Genomic DNA, 19,213 nt, shown 5'->3' on the forward strand with positions numbered 1-19,213 from the left:
CACCTCTGCGGCCCGGCACGGTCAGCGCTCCTGGCCGGCGTGCTCGTAGGTGATCAACGGAGTGTTGGGCTGGTCGGGCGTCGCGTCGAGCAGCGCGACGATCCCGAGCGCGGCACCCACCGCCAGCAGGGCGGCGGCGACGACGGTCAGCGCGGCGGCGAGCAGTCTGGACATCGCAGGGTCAGCCTCTCTGTCGGAGGTCGTCCCCACCCGGACCCGTGCGGCCACCGGTCGAGTGGTCCCACGGTCACTGCCCACGCCGGCCCCGTCCGGCAGAGCCAGTCTCGACAATGCATTGACACTCCGTCAAGGGTGCGCCTACGGTTCCCGGCCCATACCGCACGTGCACTTTCCCTCCTGGTGTCGACGCACCCGTATCGCCTCGAACCACCCGATAAACCCCGTGCGTCGAGCCTCCTCACGCCCCTGGAGTGCCCGGATGCGCCGCAAGGTCTCACCCCTCTCGCTGATCCTCCTGGGTCTCGGCACCTTCCTGCTCGTGCTGGCCCCGTTGCTCGCCTGGTACGTGGAACCACGCGCCGCCGTGAACCCCATCGACATCGACACGACCGCCGTCTACACCGGCACCGGCAGCGTCTTCGACGTGGACGAGGCCAGGACCGTGACCGACCGGAGGATCACCGTCACCCAGCAGGTGCGCGGCGACGTCGCCGACAGCGGGCGCAGCGGCAAGGCGGTCTGGGACGTGACGACCACGGTCGACACGGACAAGTCGCTGCCGGCGGCGGACCCGCACGACGCGCTGGAGTTCGTGCCGGGCCGCTGGGTGACCGACCGCCGGACGAACGCTCCCGCGCACTGCTGCAAGGAGCACCCGTACTTCGAGGGCGAGGCCTACCTCAAGTTCCCCTTCGACGTGCAAAAACGCGCCTACCGCTGGTGGGACAACTCCCTGGGCGCGACGGTCACGCTGCACTACCGGGGCGCCAAGAAGATCCGCGGGTACGAGGGCTACCGGTTCACCGGAACGGTCCCGGCCACCCGGACCGGGACCCGGCAGGTGCCGGGCGTTCTGGTCGGGGAGCCCGAGCGCAGCCAGGTGCTCGCCGAGGAGTGGTACGCCAACCACCTGATCGAGCTGGTCGTCGACCAGCGCACCGGACGGGTGATCTACGCGCAGGTCGGCCCGCGCCGGACGCTGCGCGCCCCCGGCGGCACGAAGGACGCGGCGGTGCTTCTCGACAGCCGGAAGCTGGCGTTCGACACCGCGACGCAGAAGGACCAGGTGAAGCAGGCGAAGAGCGAAAGCGGCCGGCTGCGCATGGTGGGGCAGACGGTGCCGATCGGTGCCGGTGTGCTGGGATTCGTCCTCGCCGCCGCGGGGGCCCTTTTGGTGGCACGCGGGCGATCTGGTCCCGATACGCCCGACTCTTCCGACCCTTCTCTCACGATGTGATGTTCCGTCAGCTCCACAAAGGCCTGAAATTGTCACCCCGGTGAGTAGCCGCGGGGAACGGCTGGGCGAAAACTGTCCACCCCACCCGAGCACAGCCCGCCCACATCCCCGTTACAGCGAACCCCCACGTCCCCCACGGTTCGTCGGATCGTGCGCGTCGTCCACAGGAGGAATTGCGGAAGACGCGTCACCGGACCGGAAGGTGTGAATCCGCACCGAGCCCCACCCCCCACGCTGAGTTCCGCACCCTGAGACGAGTTGGAGCACCCATGCCCCAGCACGTGCCCTCCCCGCTGCGCACCGCGTTCCCGCGCTCCGCGCAGTACCCTCCGGCGCTCCCCCCACATCCGCGCCGGATCGTCTTCCTCGCCCGCCGCGACCTCGGCAATCCGGCGGCGGGCGGTTCCGAACTCCTGGTCGACCGGCTGGCCGGAGGACTGACCCGGCTCGGCCATCAGGTCACACTGCTGTGCGGCGGCCCGGCCGCCTACCGCGACTACCGGGTCGTGTCCGCGGGCGGCGACCTCGGCCACTTCCTGCGCGCACGGCCCGCGTTGCACCGCCAGGTCGGCGACTGCGACCTGCTGGTGGAGGTGTGCAACGGCCTGCCCTATCTGGCTCCGCTGTGGCACCGCGGGCCCACCCTGTGCCTGGTCAACCACGTCCACACCGACCTGTGGAGGATGCGGTTCGGCGGACCGCTGGCCCCCGCCGCCCGACTCGGACGAAGACTCGAACACTGGGCCCTGGCCGGTGCGCAGCGCGGCGGTCTGCTGGTCGCCGTCTCGCCGTCGACCGCACACGCCCTGCGCGCGATCGGCGTCGAGCGGGACCGCATCCGGGTCGTGCACAACGGCGTCGAGGAACCGGGGCCCTGCGCCCCGCGGTCGCCGGAACCGCTGTTCGTGGCGATGGGCCGGCTCGTCGAGTACAAACGGATCGATCTGCTGCTGCGGCTGTGGGAGCGGGTGCGTCCCGTCACCGGCGGCCGGCTGGTGATCGTCGGCGACGGGCCCGAGCGGGAGCGTCTCGGACAACTCGCCGGTCCCCACGTGGAGTTCACCGGACATGTCTCGGAGACGGAGAAGCACCGGCTGCTGTGCGCGGCGTGGCTGCTGCTCCACCCGTCCGCCGTCGAGGGCTGGGGCCTGGTGGTCACCGAGGCCGCCGCCCGCCAGACCCCGGCGATCGCCTTCGACGTGCCCGGGCTGCGGGACTCGATCGTCGACGGCCGGACGGGCCTGCTGGCACGCGGCGAGTCCTCCTTCGCCGCTGCCTGGTGCACGCTCGCGCTGTCCACGGAGCGTCGCACCCTGATGGGCAGGGTGGCCCGCGACCACGCGGCCCGCTACCGCTGGAACCACACGGTCCGCCGGTTCGGAGCGGTGGCCGCGGAGGCGGTGAGGGGCTGGACACCATGACGTCCCCCTGGACCGGGCCCGACGCACAGGCGGCCGGTGCGGCGCACACCCCGCAGGCGGGGCGACCGGCCGGAGCCCCAGGGCCCGCCGGGGCGCCGCACGCCTCAGGAGTCCCGGAGACCGCCGAGAGCGCACAGGCCCCGCGAGCGGCGGGGGTCTCGACAGCCCCGGACACGGCACACGCCCCGGGGGCGGCTCCGGCGGCGGGAGCCGCCGGCGTCCCGGAGAGCGCGCGGACGCCGGACGGCACGGAGGCGGCGCGGGGTCCGAAGACAGCCGGGGCCGCGCACGCCCCGCGGACCGCGGGAATCCCTCAGGCCACGGAGACGGCCGCCCCTCGGACGGCCCGGGCGGCGGGAGCCGCCGGCGTCCCGGAGAACGCGCGGACGCCGGAGACCGCGGAAGCGGCGAACGGCCCACGGACGGCGGGGGCGACACGGGTTCCGCAGGCGCATGCGCCGGAAGCGGCGCGCCCCTCGGCCGCGGTGCGGGACCCGGAAACCGGAGGGGCGGCGTACGCCCCGGCCGCCGCGCAGGGCGCAGAGGCCGTCGGGGCGGCGACGCGGACCCCCCAGGCACCACACGCGGCGGACGGCACGGGAAACGCGATGGCCGGGGCGGCACCGGGCGGGGACGCCGGGGGCCGACGGGCGGCGTACGGCGAGGTCGGCGAAGGTGCCGAGCGCGCCCGGGGCGCCGGGTTCAAGGACCCCTCGCTGCGGCGCTCCCTCGCGCTCTTCCGGGCCTTTCTGCGCGAGCAGGAGGACCCCGAGTCCTGCTACACGCTGCTCGCCCGGGACGCCGCGGACCAGGTCGAGGCGTACGGCCCCGTGGAGGGCCGCGTCGTCGTCGACGTCGGTGGCGGCAGCGGGTACTTCACCGAGGAGTTCCGGCGGCGCGGCGCCCACGCCTACCTGTTCGAGCCGGACGTCAGGGAGCTGGGACCCCCGTCCCCCGGCTCGACGGTCGTCGCGGACGGCTATCTGCTGCCGCTGGCGGACGGTGTCGCCGACGTCTGCTTCTCCTCCAACGTGCTGGAGCATGTGGCCGATCCGCAGACGTTCCTGAGCGAGATGGTCCGGGTGACCCGCCCGGGCGGCCTGATCTATGTGTCGTTCACGAACTGGCTGTCCCCGTGGGGCGGCCACGAGTGGGCGCCCTGGCACTACCTCGGCGCCGAGCGGGCCCGCGCCCGCTACCGCCGCCGAACCGGAAGGGACGCCAAGCACACCCTCGGCGAGAACCTCTTCGCCGTGCACATCGGCAGCACCCTGCGGCAGGTGCGCGCCCGCGACGACGTCACGGTCGTCGCGGCCCGCTCCCGCTACTGGCCGTTCCTCGCGTCGGCCGTCGCGAAGACGCCCGGACTGCGCGAGTTCGCCACCTGGAACCTCCTCCTCATCCTCCGGCGGTGTCCACCATGACGAGCACGGTCCAGGCTCCTCCCCCGGCAGCCGTCCGCCCCGCCACGACCGCGGCCGGCCCCCCGCAGGGGCCGCGCTCGCGCCGCTGGCTGCTGGGTTTCTGGGCCGTGGTGTTCGTCCTCTTCCTGGCCGTGCATCCCGGACGGGCGACGTTCGACACCAAGCTCGGCGTGGCACTCGACCCGTGGCAGTTCCTCTCCGACCTGGGCCAGTTGTGGCACGACCGGGGCGGCTTCGGCGGCCTCCAGGACCAGTACGTCGGCTACGCGTGGCCGATGCTGCCGTTCTACGGTCTGTGCAGGCTGATCCACCTGCCGGTGTGGCTCGCGGAGCGGCTGTGGCTGTCGCTCGTGGTGTCCGTCGCCTTCTGGGGCGCGCTGCGGCTGGCGGAACGACTGCGCGTGGGCGGCGCCGCCTCCCGGCTGCTCGCCGCCGTCGCGTACGCGCTGTGGCCGGTCTTCACGATCGTCGTCGGCTCGACCTCCGCGGCGGCGCTGCCGGGTGCCTTCCTCCCCTGGGTGCTGCTGCCGCTCGCCGACGAGCGGTACGCCGCACGGATCGCGGCCCTGCGCTCGGCGCTCGTCGTCCCCTTCATGGGCGGGGTGAACGCGGCGTCGACCCTGGCGTCGCTGCTCCCCGCCGGCCTGTACCTCCTGTCCCGCCCGCGCGGGCCCCGGCGGCGCAAGCTGATCGCCTGGTGGGTGCCGGGCGTGATCCTGGCGACGGCCTGGTGGTGGATCGCCCTGCTGGTGCTCGGCGTCTACGGCGAGAACTTCCTTCCCTACGTGGAGACTTCGGCGACGACGACCGCCACCATGTCGGCGACCGAGTCGCTGCGCGGCGCGGGCAACTGGGTGGCCTACCTGAACTTCGGGGAGGCCTGGCTGCCGGCCGGCTGGACCGTCGCGTCCTCCGTGGTCGTGATCGTCTGCTCGGCGCTCGCGGCCGGTCTGGGCCTGGCCGGACTGGCCAGACGGGACATGCCCGAGCGGCGCTGGCTGGTGCTGACGGTGCTCACGGTCGCGCTCGTCACCCTCGCCGGGTACGGCGGCTCGTTCGGCGCGCCGTTCCACGGGGTGGTCCAGGACTGGCTGAACGGCTGGCTCGTCCCCTTCCGCAACATCTACAAGTTCCAGACGGGGCTCGCCCTCGCGCTCGTCCTCGGCCTGGCCCATCTGGTCGCGGTCGCGGCCGAGACGCGCGGCGCCCGCCCGGTGCGCGGCCGGCGCTACGCCCCGCTGATCGCCGCGGTGCTGGTGCTGCCCGGGCTCGCCTGGCCGTATCTCAACGGGTCGGTCCTCCAGCCCGGTTCGTTCCGGGAGCTGCCCAGGTACTGGCGGACCACGGCCGACTGGCTGGAGAAGTACTCGCCGGACTCCCGCGCCCTCGTCGTGCCCGCCACCGCGCACGGCATCTACACCTGGGGCTCCCCGATCGACGAGCCCCTGGACGTGCTCGCCGGCTCCCGCTGGGCCGAGCGCGACTACGTGCCCTTCGGCACCCCGGGCAACCGGCGCGCCATGGACGCGGTGGAGCAGGCACTGACGACCGGTGGACAAGTCCCGGGCCTCGCGGACTACTTGAGCCGGGCCGGCCTCTACTACGTGGTCGTACGCAACGACCTGGACCCCGACCAGCTCGGGTACGTGCCCACCGCCACGGTGCGCCGCACCCTGGAGCAGTCCGGGTACCGACGGGTGACCGGATTCGGTCCGGTCACGACCGGCGGGCGGATCGCGAACGACACCCCCCTCCAGGTGGAGGGTCTCTACCCGCGCGGGCGGGCCGTGGAGATCTACGAGCCCGCCGACCGGGACGTGCCGCGGCCCGGCCAGGCCGGACTGAAACCGATCGCCGGAACCGCCGTCGTCTCCGGCGGTCCCGAGGCGCTGCTGCCGCTGGCCGCCGACCCGGCGGCACGGGGCCGGGCCGCCGTGCTCACCGGCGACAACCACCCCGGTCTCGGCACACCGCAGGTCCAGGTGGTGGGCGACGGACTGCGGCGCGCCGACACCCGGTTCGGCCTGGTCGACGCCAACACCTCGTACACGTACACGCACGACCAGCGCAACGACAGCGACAGCGTGCAGGACGCGGGGAGGAAGCCGCACCAGATCCTGCCGACGAAGGGCATCGAGCACCAGACGGTCGCACGGCTGCGCGGCGCGCGCTCGGTGACCGCGTCCTCGACCGGCAACTGGCTGTTCCACCTTCCGCAGTACGACCCCGTGAACGCCTTCGACGGCAACCCCGACACGGCCTGGGCCGAGGGCGCGGCGGGCTCGGCGGACGGGCAGTGGCTGCGGATCCGCTTCGACGGGTCCGTGGACGTGCCCTCGTCGTTCGAGGTGACACCGCTGGCGCAGGGCGGCGTGCGCGCGGCGGCGACGCGGATCCGGGTGGAGACGGAGAAGGGTTCCGTCACCAGCTATCTCCAGCCGAACGGCATGAAGCAGACGGTCAGGGCGCGCCCCGGGTCCACGGGCTGGCTGAAGATCACGATCGTGGACTCGACACGGCAGCACGCCGGTCTCACCGGCGCGGGCTTCGCCGAGATCGCCCTCCCGGACGTCCAGGTCACCCGTCTGCTGCGGCTGCCCGCGGACGCCTCGGGACCGGAGGCGTCCGCGGCGTCGGCCGAGGTCGTCTCCCTGCACCGCACCACCGACCCCACCGGGCTCTCCCCCACCGGCACGGAGGCGGGACTGCACCGCAGCTTCGCCACCTCGACGGCGGGGACGTACGCCATGAAGGCGAGCGCGGTCCCGGTCCCCGGCGCCGAGCTCGACGAGCTGCTCTACGAGGTGGCGCCCGACCAGCAGAGCCGGATCACCGCGACGGCGGACTCCACCGCGCGGCTCGGCGCCGGTCTGTCCGCGCGCAATCTCACCGACGGCGACCTCACCACGGCGTGGATCGCCGGCGGCAACCCGACGATCCACCTGAGCTGGCCGGACAAGCAGCCTGTCTCGTCCCTCGTGCTGGCCCCGGCGGGCGGTCTGTCGACCCGGCCGGCCAAGGTCGAGATCAGCTCCCCGGACGGAGCGGCCGTCGTCGGCGTCGACGAGAACGGCTGGGCCCGCTTCGACCCCATCACCACCGACCGCCTCGACATCACCGTCACCGAGACCGCTCCGCTGACCGTCCACAACCCGGTCGCCGACGCCGATCTGCAGCTGCCGGTCGGCCTAACGGAGGCGTACGTTCCGGCGCTCGACCGGTACCGCACCCCGCAGCCGTCCGGCACCCGCCCGTTCTCGCTCCCGTGCGGGAAGGGCCCGGTCGTCGCGGTCGACGGGAAGCTGTACGAGACCGCCGCGAAGGGCACGGTGCGGGACCTGGTCGAACGCCGGGGCGTCGAGGTGACGCTCTGCCAGGAGGGGCGCGCGGACGCGGCGCTGGACTTCGCCGACGGCTCCCATCGCGTCGAGTCGGGGGACGCCGGGCCGCTGGCGCTCACGGACGTGACGCTGACGCGCGGGACGGTGGACGAGGCGGCCGGCGCCGGACGCGAGCTGACGATACGGGACTGGCTGGGCGACCGCCGCACGGTGACGGTCGGCTCCGGCGCGGCCTCGTACCTGACGACGTACGAGAACTACAACGACGGCTGGAAGGCCACGCTGAACGGCCGGGAACTCACGCCGGTACGGCTCGACGGCTGGCAGCAGGGCTGGCAGATCCCGTCCGGCGCGGGCGGCACGGTAACGCTGTCGTACGAGCCGTCGACGACGTACGAGGCGGGGCTGATCGGTGGCGGCGTCGCGGTGGCCGCCCTCGTGGGCCTCGTGCTGTGGCGGCGCCGCGCGCCCAACCCCGACGCACCGCAGCCGGACGCCCCGCTGCCCGGTCTCTGGCCGGGTCTCGTCGCGCTCACCCTGGTCGGCGTGGTCGTCGCGGGCTTCTTCGCCCTGCTGGTGCCGGCGCTGGCCCTGCTCGCGCGACGGCGGCACACCCTGCTCGTCCCGATCGCGTTCCTCGCGCTCGCCGGCGCCGGGATCGCCGCGGCGACGTGCGCCGGTTCCCCGGTGTCCGCGGACGAGGGAGCCTTCGGGCCGACCGCCCAACTTCTGGCACTCATCGGACTGTTCGCGGGCCTGGTGAGCGTACGGGAGCCGGGGTCCGGCACCGACCCGGCCGCGCGGCCGGCACAGCCGCCGGCATCGTCGGAGGCCCCGACGGCACCACTGCCGCACCGGGTGCGCGGGACGAGCGGGGGGCCGGGGAGCGGAGCCCCGGCCGGTCCGCTGCCCGGAGGCTTCGAGAAGAAGGCGCGGGCCGACGAGCCGGGTACCGGCTCGGCCGCGCCGGAGCCGGGAACGGCCGAGGGGTCCGCTTCGGGCGGGGAGCGGTCCGGTGCGGCGGAAGGGGGGCGGTCCGGTGCGGGAGGGGAGCGCCGGGTCGCGTCCGGTCCGACCGTCTCCGCCCGGGGGCCGGGGCCGGAGAGGGCCGAGTCCGACCCGCCGACCGCGCGCATCGCTCTGCGCAAGCCGCGGTTCAGGGTCACACCGCCCGAGGAGCCTTGTCCGCGCACGGGCCAGGACACGAGCTCGGGCACGAGCCGGGACACGAGCACGGGCACGGGTACGGGCACGAGCCAGGACACGAGCACGGGCACGAGCACGGGTACGGGGAGGGGCGACACCGCATGACGGCTGTGGAGCATCCCCCGCGGGACGGCGCGGGCGGGCCGGCCCGGCCACCCCTACGCGTCCCGTTCCCCGTGGTGGACGAGGTCGCCCGGCACTGCCTCCAGGAGGAGGAACCGGAGACGGTCCACATCGAGGTCCACCTGCCGGGGCGGCTCGAACCGGAGCGGCTGAGGGCGGCGTTCGCGGAGGCACTCCGCCGCCATCCCCGCATCCTGATGCGCGAGGCTCCGCGCCCCTGGTACCGGCGGCGCTACGAGTGGGAGCTGACCTGCGAACCCGACCTGGACGTGGTGGCCTTCCCGCTCCCCAGCCGGGACGCGCTGCGCGACGCGCGGACCCGGGCGCTGCTGACCGCGCCCCCGCTGACCGCCTCCCCGCCGATCCGGCTGGAGGTGGTCGAGGGCGCGGGCCCGGCGATCGGCAGCGAGGCGACCGACGCGGTCGGCCGGACGGGCGCGGCCCTCCCCACGACAGCGGCCGTCCCCACCGGGGCGGACAGCGGTCCCGCGGCGGGAGAGGGCCCCGTGCCGGGGGACGGTGCCGGTGCCCCGGCCCACGGCGTCGCGGACCGCCCCCACGGCGACGGGAGCGGCGACGACAGCCGCGCCGCCGCGACGGGCACCGGCGGCACCGCGACCGGCGCGGGCAGCGGCGACGACAGCCGCGGCCCCGACGCCACCGCGGGCAGCGGCGCCCGGGCGGGAGACGGCGGTCCCGATGCCGGCGCCACCGGTGCCCGCACCGGGGCGGCAGCCGGTGCCGGCCGTGGACGGCCGGGAGGGAAGGGCACCGTCCTCTTCCTCACCATCAACCACACCGCCCTGGACGGCCCCGCCTGTCTGCGCATCCTGGCGACGGCGGCCGAGCTGTACGGCGGCCGGGACAACACCCCGACGGCACCCCCGGTGCGGACACCTGAGGCGCCGGGGGCGGAGGAGGCGGTGGGCCCCTCCACCTGGACCCCGCCCGCCCGGGTCGCCCACGGCACCCCCGAGCCGTCCGCGGGCAACGGCCTGCTCGTCACCGAACTGAGCGTGCCGCGGCGCCCCAAGGGCTCCCCGTACACGGTGAACGACCAGCTCATGGCCGCGACGGTGCTGATGGTCGCCCACTGGAACCGGGAGCACGGCGCGCGGCCCCGCCCGCTGCGCGTCACCATGCCGGTCGACGACCGTACGAGGGACGCGGACATGCCGATCGGCAACGGCACACGGCTGGTCGAAGTCACCTTCGCGCCGGACGAGGTGAACGCTGACCGGATGGCCGAGCTGCTGCGCCGCACCGCGAACCGCACCCGTGCCCTGAAATCCGTGGACCGCCCCCAACTCGGCCACGGCGCGGCCCTGCTGACCGCTCCCGTGGTCCCCGTCGCCTGGCGCGCCGCGGTCACCCGGGGGCTGCGCCGGGCCGCCGGGTCCTGGACGTCGACCGTCCTGCTGAGCAACATCGGCCGCATCCCGTACGCCCTGGACTTCGGTGAGGCGGCCGGCCGCGCCCACGCGGTCTGGTTCTCGGCGCCCGCCCGCATGCCGCGCGGCCTGACCGTCACGACGGCGTCCACGGCGGGCCGTCTGCACCTCGCCCTGCGCTGGTCGCGGACGCTGCTCAGCCATGGTGACGGCGCCCATCTGCGTGACCTCTTCGAGCACTATCTGCACGCCACGGAGCTGAGAGAGGCGAACGGCGCATGACGACGACAGCACCGGCCCCCGGCGGGCTGCGCGACTTCTACGAGGACCCCTCCGTCCCCGTCGCCTCCGGCACGCCGCGCAGCCTGCGGCAGGCCCGCATGCTGGCCGCCGCGCTCGGCCCGGCCACGGCGGCCCCACGGACCGTCCTGGACCTCGGATGCGGGGACGGCACCGCCGCCGCGACCGCGGCCCCGCTGCTCGCCGGGCACCGCCTGGTCGGCGTCGACTGGTCGCAGGACGCGCTCAGACGCGCCCACGCCCGGCTGCCGTACGCGGTCCGCGGCGAACTCGGTGACGGCGGGCTGCCGTTCGCGACCGCGTCGGCCGACGCGGTGCTCTTCAGCGAGGTCGTCGAGCACCTGGCCGACCCGGACTCCGCCCTGGACGAGATCCGCCGCGTGCTGCGCCCCGGCGGCCACCTGATGCTCTCCACCCCGAACCTCGCAGCCTGGTACAACCGGGCCCTGCTCCTCGCCGGTGTCCAGCCCGTCTTCTCCGAGGTGAGCCTGCGGGCGATCCACGGCCGCCCGGGCAAGGAGGTCGTGGGCCACCTGCGGCTGTACACGGCCCGCGCGCTGCGGGAGTTCGTGACCGCCTCGGGCTTCGAGGTCGTACGGCTGGCGGGCGCCCCCTTCCACGGCGTACCGCGTCCGCTGCGCCCCCTGGACCGGCTGGCCTGCGCCGTGCCGTCCCTGTCGTCCATCCTGCTCCTGCACGCACGAAGGACGTAGCCCATGTGGTGGGGAGTGGCCGCGGCACTGCTGGCGAACGTCCTGTACAGCACCGGATTCGTCCTGGAGAAACGCGCGCTGGCGGCCCTGCCCGACGTGGACGTCCGCCGCCCCGCCCGGCTGTTGCGGCTGGTGCTGGGCAGCCCGCTGTGGATCGGCGGCTCACTGGCCCTGGCCGCCGGGTTCGCCGCCCAGCTCGCCGTCTACCGCACGCTGCCGATCGCCGCGGCGCAGGGCATCTTCGTCTCCGGGCTCGTCCTGCTGGTCCTGCTCTCCTCCCGGCTGCTCGGTGAGGAGACCACGGGCCGCGAGCGGTACGCGCTCGGCGCGATCCTCGCCGCCCTGCTGATGGTCGTGCTGTCCCTGAACGAGGACTCCGACACGGTCAGCCGCGGCGCGCCCGCCCCGCTGATCCTCACGGTCTGCCTCCCGACGCTTTCGCTGGGCGTCTGGCTGTACGGAGCGGCCGAGCGCCGGTCCCGGAACCGGCACCGCATGCCGACCACCGGCGTCGAGTACGGCGTGGCGGTGGGTCTGCTGTACGGGGTGAGTTCGCTGGCCATCAAGGGCGTGTCGAGCCGCCTGACCGCCCACGACCCGGCAGGAGCCGTCCTCGCCCTGCTCCGTTCTCCCTACCCCTATCTGCTCGTGTTCACCGGTGCGTTCGGCCTGGTCATGTCGCAGGCGGCGCTCCAGCGCTGCCGGGCCTCGCTGATCGTGCCGGTCTGCACGACGGTGACCTCTTTGTTCACCGCGGTGCTCGGCACGCTCGCGTTCGGCGAGGCGCTGCCGCACGACCCGGTCCGGCTCGCCCTGCGCCTGGCGGGCACCGCTCTCGCGGTGGCCGTCCTGCTCGCCATGCCCAAGCACGACGAAGCACCCCGCCCTCCCATCGGTGCCAAGGAGTTGACACCCCCATGAACCCGGACGACCCGCTGCTGAGGATTCTGGCCTGCCCGCTGGACAAGGGGCCGCTCCACCTGCTCGTACCGGACGAGTCGGTGGCGGCGGAGGAAGCGCTGTACAACCCGAGACTGCGTCGCCGCTACCCGGTCGTCGACGGCATACCGCAGCTGCTGCCGTCCTCCGGGGTGCAGGTCACCGAGGACGAGCACGAGGAGCTGCTGAAACGCGTGGCCCCCTGAACCGGCCACGGAGCGGTCCGGGTGGGCGACGATGGACCCATGCCGGCCAAACGCCCCACCGCCCCCTTCACCCCGCTCGACTTCCAGCTGGTCCTGCTGCGCCGTATGGCCGACCACAACCCCGGACTCGTCGAGGACGCCCGCCACCGGCTCGGCGTCGGTGTCGCCGACATGCGCGAGGCCAACCGCCGCTGGCAGGCGATGCTGCACGCCCCGCGCTCGCGCTCCGCGGTCGCCCGCTACCGCTCGGTCCTCGGCGAGCCGGAGTCAGTCACCCCGCGCCGGATCGGCGACCTGGACTGCGAGGCCCTGCTGTGGCCCGTCCCGCTCTGGCCCGAGCTGCGCTTCGAGGTCCTCGTCGCGCCGAACGGCGTGGCCTGGAACGAGTGGCTGGTGCGTGCCCCCGGTGCGCCCGGCCCCGGACTGCGCACCGTGGACGACCTTCTCCCCTGGTCCTGCACGGTCGACGAGGCGGCCCGCGCGTTCGCCCCCGTGCGCCCCCTGGAGGGCACGGCGCCGACGCGCTGGGGCCTGGCGTTCACGGCGCCGGACGCGTCGGGGGCCGCGCGGGAATGCGCTGCGGAGTTCACCTGGGGGCTGCTGCAGCGCGTCGCCGTCAGAGAGCGGCCCTGAGGACCGCCTCCGCGACGGCCGGCACCGACCCGGGGTGCAGCCAGAGGAAGAGGTTCGGCTCGATCAGTTCCAGCTCCATCACCCGGGGCTCGCCGTCGTCGCCGTCGACGAGGTCGACCCGGGCGTACAGCAGCGCGTCGGGCCCGCCCGGCACGGCGGCCAGCGCCCGCCCGGCCACGGCCAGTTCGGCGGCGGACGGCTCCCAGACCTCCAGCCGGGGATGCGGGACCTTGTCACCGTCGAAGGGCGTCCCCGGCTCCAGCACGGCCCCCTTCCGGCTGGCGTGCAGCAGCCGTCCGCCGTAGAACTGCAGGGCCCGCTCGCCGCGGACGTCGACGCCCTTCAGGTACGGCTGCACCATCGCGGTCAGGCCTTCCGCGTGCATCCGCACGAGCTGCCGCACGGCCGTCTCCCGCTCCTCGGGCAGGTACCGGGCGGCATACCGTGCGCCGGCCCCGGCGGTCGGCTTCACGACGAACTCCGTGTCGCCGGGCAGCTCGACGGGGTCGCCCGGCGCGAGGTACCGGGTGGGCACGACGGGCACCCCCGCCGCCGCGAGGTCGCCGACGTACCGCTTGTCCGAGTTCCACCGCACGACGTCCGCCGGGTTGGCCAGCCGGGTCACCTTCGCGCAGCGCTCGACCCACGCCACGAATTCCGCCAGGCGCCGGCTGTAGTCCCAGGTGGACCGGATCACGACGAGGTCGAAGGCCGCCCAGTCGACCGCGGAGTCGTCCCAGTGGACGACAGCGGCCTCCGCACCGCCCTCCTCCAGGGCGGCCCTGAGCACGGGCAGGTCCCGGTCCGCGCTGATCTCCCCCTCCTCGGGCCGGTAGGTGGCGAGCGCGATACGGGCGCGGTCGGCTGTGCGGGCCACGGCGGACTCCCTCTTCGTACGACTGGTCCCCGGGGAGGCTAACAACCACCCGGGCGCCCGCCCCAGGCCTTTCGACCTCCCCCTTCCACGGGGGCGGACGCGGCACCCGCGGGCCCGGTGCCCGGACGGGCCGGCCCGCGGGCGGGAAAGATCGTTCGGAAAACCCTGGCACGGGCCGGAAGGGGCCCGTACTCTCGGTGACGTGTGAGAACTTGACGCATCAACAGCCGGGAGCCCCTTGGTGAGCCAGTCCCCGCCGACCCTGCGCGAGACGCTCGCACGTCCGCGCGTGAACCGTGCGGAGCCAGGCCGATGAGACTGGCCGGCGGCATCCGCAGGCTCGCGGCGGCCCTGCGCTCGCCGGTGGCCGACTCGGAGATGCACGCCCTCGCCGTGGAGCTCAGCCGCGCCCTGCGCGGGCGGATCGACGCCCCGGTCGACGTACGGGAGTTGGCGGACGCCCTGTGCGCGGAGATGAGCAGACGCCGCGACGGCCGCCCCGTCCAGCTCCGCTTCGAGCGCTTCCCCGACGAGATCGAGGTCACCGGTCTGTGGATGGAGTTCCACGACTTCGATCTCGTCATCGTCGAGGAGCGCGCCGAGGCCGTGCAGCAGCTCGTCATCCTCGGCCACGAGCTGTGGCACATGAAGGAGGGCCACCGCGACCACCACGTCGCCGGCGCCGCGGCCGCCGCGCACGCCCTGTCGGAGCGACCCGACTGGCAGGAGGTCGCGCTCACCGTCGCCGCCCGCAACGGCTCCCACGCGACGGACGAGGCGCAGGCCGAGGACTTCGGCCTGCATCTCGCGAGCGTCTTCCGCTCCTGGGTGACAGGCCCCCGGAGCAAGGGCGCCGGCGGGCCCGTGGACCCGGTGGGCCGCGCCATCCAGGCCTCCCTGGGCTACCGCGGCCCCCAGGGCTGACCGGCGATGAGCCCCGCCCGCCTCGCCGACGGCCTGTACATATCCTTCTGGATACCGGCGGCGGTGCTCACCGCCGCGCTCGCGATCAAACTGCCCAGCATCATCAAGCTGTGGAAGGACCCACTGCTGCGGGCCGTCGGCGGTCTGCTCGTGCTCGCCTGCGCCGCCTTCGTCTTCGCGGCGCCACCGACCATCGCCCGGGTCAACCGCGCCACCGGCGTCCCGAACTTCTCGGCGCCCCTGGTCTACAGCCTCATCACCGCCTTCTGCGGGTCCTGTCTGCTGCTCATCACCGCCTGGCGCAACGGCATCTCCGACCGCTCCGCGACGACCCGCCGCGCCACCCGGTGGGTGGTGAGCGTCTACTCCTGCGTGGTCGTCGCGCTGTGGGTGCTGTTCGCGTTCGCCGACGCGCCCGTCGAGCGGGTGCGCGACCTCGACACCTACTACGCCACCACCCCGTTCATGCGCGAACTGATCGTGCTCTATCTGCTCGCGCACACCGTGGCCTGCCTGATCAGCTGCCGGCTCATCCGGAACTGGATCCGCGCCGACGGGCTCGACGCCTGGCTGCGCGGGGGCCTGAAGCTCCTCGGCGTCGGCTACGCGACGAACCTGGCCTACGACGCCGCCAAGGCCGCGGCGGTCGGCGCCCGGTGGACCGGGCACGACCTGGACTGGCTGAGCACCTCGCTGGCACCGCCGGTCGCCTGCGTCTCCGCCATCCTCATCGCGGCGGGCTTCATCCTCCCGCACACCGGCCAGTACCTGCACCGCCGTGGCCGCACCCGGCTCAGCCACTGGCGTCTGCGGCCGCTGTACCGGCTCACCCGGAACGCCACCGGAGGCCGTGTCCCCTTCAAGCTGCGGGCCACCCCCGAACTGCGCCTCACCCGGCGCGAGACGTTCATCCGGGACGCGCTGCTCCATCTCGCCCGGTACATCGACAGGGACCTGGACCGGCGGGCCTACGGTGCGGCCGTGGACCTGGGCCGCGACGCCCGCCGGGCACGCCCGCTCGCCCACGCCGTGACCATCCAGGCCGCCGTCGACGCCAGGCGCCGCTCCCGCACGGAGGCGCCCGCGCCGCTGGACAGCCCGGACATCGAGGAGCTGCTGGAGGAGATCGAAGCCGTGTCCCGGGCGCTGCGCCGCACCGACGACATCAGGGCGGTCCGCGCACGCATGGCCGCGGCGGCACCCGCGCACCTCGGCTGAGGGCCGCCCGGCCGGACAACGTCCCGGCACGGGCCTCGACACGCGCCTCCACGTCCCCGCTGCGGCCGGACGGCCACCCGTGGGCGCGGCGTCATCGTGTAGGAACGGTGGTGACGGTCTCAGGCGGAACGTCCCTACTGGCAAAGGAGCACACGTGTCCTCCCTCTTCCCGGCCCTGGTGGGCGGCTCGGTCGCGGAGCGGTCCGCGCTGCGCTTCGGTGAGCGGTCCCTGACGTACGCGCAGCTCGCCGCCTCGGCCGGCGCCCTGGCCGCGCGGCTGGACGGTGCCGGGAGGGTCGCCGTGTGGGCGACGCCGACCCTGGAGACGGCCGTCGGCGTGGTGGCCGCGCTGCTCGCCGGAGTACCCGCGGTGCCCCTCAACGCGAAGTCCGGGGAAGGTGAACTGGAGCACATCCTGACCGACAGCGCGCCGTCCGCGGTGCTCGCCGCCCCGGGGGACGAACTGCCCGGTCCCGTCCGGACGTTGCGACGCATCGACGTCGTCGCCGAGCCGGCCGGCGGCGGGGCGGTGCCGGCGCTGCCGGCGGAGCCGGCGGGACCCGCGGACCCCGCGCTCGTCGTGTACACCTCGGGCACCACCGGCCCGCCGAAGGGCGCCGTCATCCCCCGCCGGGCGATCGCCTCGACGCTGGACGCGCTGGCCGAAGCCTGGCAGTGGACGGGCGACGACGTGCTCGTGCACGGGCTGCCGCTGTTCCACGTGCACGGGCTGGTCCTCGGCGTTCTGGGGCCGCTGCGACGCGGCGGTTCCGTGCGGCATCTGGGGCGGTTCAGCGCGGAGGGCGTGGTCCGGGAGCTGAACGGCGGGGCGACCATGCTGTTCGGCGTGCCGACGATGTACCACCGGCTGGCCGAGACGCTCGACGCGGATCCGGAGGCCGCCGAGGCCATCGGCCGGGCACGGCTGCTCGTGTCGGGTTCGGCCGCGCTGCCGGTGCACGACCACGAGCGGATCACGGCGGCCACCGGGCGCCGGGTCGTCGAGCGGTACGGCATGACGGAGACCCTGATGAACACGAGCGTTCGGGCGGACGGAAAGCCGCGGCCCGGGACCGTCGGGGTGCCGCTGCCGGGGGTCGGCCTGCGGCTCGTCGAGGAGGACGGCTCCGTGATCGCGGGGTACGACGCCGACGGCACCCCCACCGGCGCGCACGACGGCCAGAGCGTCGGCGAGATCCAGGTGCGCGGGCCGAACCTGTTCACCGAGTACCTGAACCGGCCCGACGCGACCGCCGCCGCGTACACCGAGGACGGCTGGTTCCGCACCGGCGACATGGCGGTCCTCGACACCGACGGCTCCGTGCGCATCGTCGGCCGCAAGGCCACCGACCTGATCAAGAGCGGCGGCTACAAGATCGGCGCCGGGGAGATCGAGAACGCGCTGCTCGAACACCCGGGAGTACGCGAGGCCGCCGTCACCGGGGAGCCGGACGAGGACCTGGGCGAGCGCGTGGTGGCCTGGATCGTGCCCACGGACCCGCACTCCCCGCCGTCCGCGGACGAGTTGGCCGACCAGGTGGCCCACAGGCTGGCCCCCCACAAGCGGCCGCGCGTCGTGCACGTCCTGGAGTCGCTGCCCCGCAACGACATGGGCAAGATCCTGAAGCGGGAGCTGAAGCGTGGCTGAGCGGATCCCGGCTCGCGCGGCCGTCGCCCTGCTCACCGACGACTTCGTGCCCTTCCCCGCCCCGACGGGGGCGCACCCGCCCGACGGTCCGCTGTCCTGGCGGGGATACGACGACGCGCGCGCCCGCGCCCGGGAGCGCACCGGCGAGGAGGAGTCCGTCGTCTGCGGCACCGCGCTCGTCGGCGCCACGCGGGCCGTGCTGGTCGCCTTCGAGTTCGGCTTCCTCGGCGGCTCGCTGGGGGTCCGCACCGGTGACCGGCTGGAGGCTGCGTACACGCACGCCCGCGCGCAGCGACTGCCCGTGGTCACGCTGGTCGCGACGGGCGGCAGCCGGATGCAGGAGGGCATGCTCGCGCTCACCCAACTCCAGCGGGTGGCACGGCAGTCGGCACTCACCCGGGAGGCGGGGCTCGCCCAGATCGCCGTGCTGCGGGACCCGACGACGGGCGGCGGCTGGGCCACGCTGGGGGCCGGCGCCGATGTGACGCTGGCGCTGCCGGGCGCCCAGGTGGGTTTCGCGGGCTCCCGGGTCCGGCCGCCCGGCGCGGACCCGGCGGCGTACACGGCGAAGGCCCAGCTGGCGGCGGGCGCGGTGGACGACGTCGTGCCGGCGTCGAAGCTGCGCGGCACGCTCGCGCTCTGGCTCGACCTGCTCACCAGGCCCTCCGCAGGGGCCGCGCCGCCGCCCCGGGCGCTGGGCGCGGCCGGGCTGCCCGCCACGGGATGGGACGCGGTGCTCCGGGCCCGTTCCCCGCGGCGGCCGCGCGCCCACGCCTATCTGGACGCGTACTTCACGCACCGGGTCGCGCTCCGCGGGGACCGCTGCGGGGGCACCGACGAGGGCATGCTGTGCGGTGTCGGCCTCACGCACGACGGACGGTCCGTCGCGTACGCGGCCCAGTGCGGGACCGCGACCCGGCCGGCCGGGTACCGCACCGCCGCCCGGCTGGTCCGTCTCGCGGGCCGGCTCGGCGTGCCCGTGCTGACGCTGGTGGACACGCCGGGTGCGGCGAACGACGCGGACGCGGAGCGGCAGGGCGTGGGTGGCGCCGTCGCGGATCTGTTCGCCGCGGTGGCGACGGCTCGGACGCCGGTGACCACGCTGGTGATCGGCGAGGGCGGCTCCGGCGGTGCGCTCGCACTGGCGGCGCCCGGCAACACCTGGGTCACGCCGGACAGTTACTTCTCCGTCATCGCCCCGGAGCTCGCCGCCGCCATCCTGAAGCGGTCCCCGGACGAGGTGCGTGGCACCGCGGACCAGCTCCGCGTGCGTCCGCAGGATCTGCTGGAGCTCGGTGTGGTCCGCGGCATCGTGGAGAGCGCGGCGGTCTGAGCGGACACGGCGGCGCCGGCTCCCTCCGAGGGGAGCCGGCGCCGTCGGTGCGGGGGTGGTGGTGGCCGGCGCACCCCGGTGGTGGCCGCACCCCGGTCG

At 74.6% G+C, this 19,213-nt stretch carries 15 protein-coding genes; 13 read left to right on the forward strand and 2 right to left on the reverse strand.

Features of this window, described 5'->3' with window-relative positions:
• Window positions 1-21: 21 nt before the first annotated feature.
• Window positions 22-174 (reverse strand): hypothetical protein, encoded by a 153-nt coding sequence (locus H305_RS53970; protein WP_199791397.1) that lies wholly within the window; start codon window positions 172-174, stop codon window positions 22-24.
• A gap of 265 nt (window positions 175-439) precedes the next feature.
• Here H305_RS53970 and H305_RS0114095 point away from each other — a divergent pair, with 265 nt between their 5' ends.
• The 9 genes from H305_RS0114095 to H305_RS0114140 all read left to right on the forward strand — a co-directional run bounded on the left by H305_RS0114095 (window position 440) and on the right by H305_RS0114140 (window position 13,114).
• A complete protein-coding gene (locus H305_RS0114095) occupies window positions 440-1,417 on the forward strand; it encodes a DUF3068 domain-containing protein (RefSeq protein ID WP_028800968.1) in 978 nt (325 codons plus the stop codon).
• Between the two features lie 269 nt (window positions 1,418-1,686).
• Window positions 1,687-2,838 carry a glycosyltransferase family 4 protein gene (locus H305_RS0114100; RefSeq protein WP_028800969.1) on the forward strand — a complete coding sequence of 384 codons (1,152 nt, stop codon included), beginning with the start codon at window positions 1,687-1,689 and terminating at the stop codon, window positions 2,836-2,838.
• Window positions 2,839-3,446: 608 nt separating this feature from the next.
• Window positions 3,447-4,262, forward strand: coding sequence for a class I SAM-dependent methyltransferase (locus tag H305_RS0114110; RefSeq protein WP_420708064.1), 816 nt, complete (start codon window positions 3,447-3,449; stop codon window positions 4,260-4,262).
• Complete coding sequence (locus H305_RS45760; protein WP_078629035.1) at window positions 4,259-8,914, forward strand: alpha-(1->3)-arabinofuranosyltransferase; 4,656 nt, start codon at window positions 4,259-4,261, stop codon at window positions 8,912-8,914. Before H305_RS0114110 ends, H305_RS45760 begins: the two co-directional genes overlap by 4 nt.
• Complete coding sequence (locus H305_RS54745) at window positions 8,911-10,605, forward strand: condensation protein (RefSeq protein WP_051370567.1); 1,695 nt, start codon at window positions 8,911-8,913, stop codon at window positions 10,603-10,605. Before H305_RS45760 ends, H305_RS54745 begins: the two co-directional genes overlap by 4 nt.
• Complete coding sequence (locus H305_RS0114125; protein WP_028800972.1) at window positions 10,602-11,336, forward strand: class I SAM-dependent methyltransferase; 735 nt, start codon at window positions 10,602-10,604, stop codon at window positions 11,334-11,336. The genes H305_RS54745 and H305_RS0114125 overlap by 4 nt, the downstream gene beginning before the upstream one ends.
• Window positions 11,337-11,351: 15 nt before the next feature.
• Window positions 11,352-12,257: a hypothetical protein gene (locus tag H305_RS0114130; protein WP_028800973.1), complete on the forward strand. Its 906-nt coding sequence runs from the start codon at window positions 11,352-11,354 to the stop codon at window positions 12,255-12,257.
• Window positions 12,254-12,481 (forward strand): Trm112 family protein, encoded by a 228-nt coding sequence (locus tag H305_RS0114135; RefSeq protein ID WP_028800974.1) that lies wholly within the window; start codon window positions 12,254-12,256, stop codon window positions 12,479-12,481. The genes H305_RS0114130 and H305_RS0114135 overlap by 4 nt, the downstream gene beginning before the upstream one ends.
• 39 nt (window positions 12,482-12,520) lie before the next feature.
• Window positions 12,521-13,114: a hypothetical protein gene (locus tag H305_RS0114140; protein WP_028800975.1), complete on the forward strand. Its 594-nt coding sequence runs from the start codon at window positions 12,521-12,523 to the stop codon at window positions 13,112-13,114.
• On the opposite strand, the gene H305_RS0114145 is transcribed toward H305_RS0114140, so the two are convergent.
• Window positions 13,098-13,991 (reverse strand): hypothetical protein, encoded by an 894-nt coding sequence (locus tag H305_RS0114145; RefSeq protein WP_028800976.1) that lies wholly within the window; start codon window positions 13,989-13,991, stop codon window positions 13,098-13,100. The genes H305_RS0114140 and H305_RS0114145 overlap by 17 nt on opposite strands.
• Before the next feature lie 312 nt (window positions 13,992-14,303).
• On the opposite strand from H305_RS0114145, the gene H305_RS0114150 reads away from it, so the two are divergent.
• The 4 genes from H305_RS0114150 (at window position 14,304) to H305_RS0114165 (ending at window position 19,114) form a co-directional block, all read left to right on the forward strand.
• The gene (locus tag H305_RS0114150; protein ID WP_028800977.1) at window positions 14,304-14,915 is read left to right on the forward strand and encodes a hypothetical protein; all 612 of its coding nucleotides are present in this window, start codon (window positions 14,304-14,306) and stop codon (window positions 14,913-14,915) included.
• A gap of 6 nt (window positions 14,916-14,921) precedes the next feature.
• Window positions 14,922-16,133 carry an MAB_1171c family putative transporter gene (locus H305_RS0114155; RefSeq protein ID WP_028800978.1) on the forward strand — a complete coding sequence of 404 codons (1,212 nt, stop codon included), beginning with the start codon at window positions 14,922-14,924 and terminating at the stop codon, window positions 16,131-16,133.
• Window positions 16,134-16,287: 154 nt separating this feature from the next.
• Entirely contained in the window at window positions 16,288-17,781 is a 1,494-nt protein-coding gene (locus tag H305_RS0114160) for an acyl-CoA synthetase (protein WP_028800979.1), read from the forward strand.
• On the forward strand, window positions 17,774-19,114 hold the full coding sequence (locus tag H305_RS0114165) for a carboxyl transferase domain-containing protein (RefSeq protein ID WP_028800980.1): 1,341 nt from the start codon (window positions 17,774-17,776) through the stop codon (window positions 19,112-19,114). Before H305_RS0114160 ends, H305_RS0114165 begins: the two co-directional genes overlap by 8 nt.
• Window positions 19,115-19,213: the final 99 nt, after the last annotated feature.

The sequence above is a fragment of the Streptomyces sp. 142MFCol3.1 genome, from assembly GCF_000424945.1.
Taxonomy (GTDB): domain Bacteria; phylum Actinomycetota; class Actinomycetes; order Streptomycetales; family Streptomycetaceae; genus Streptomyces; species Streptomyces siamensis.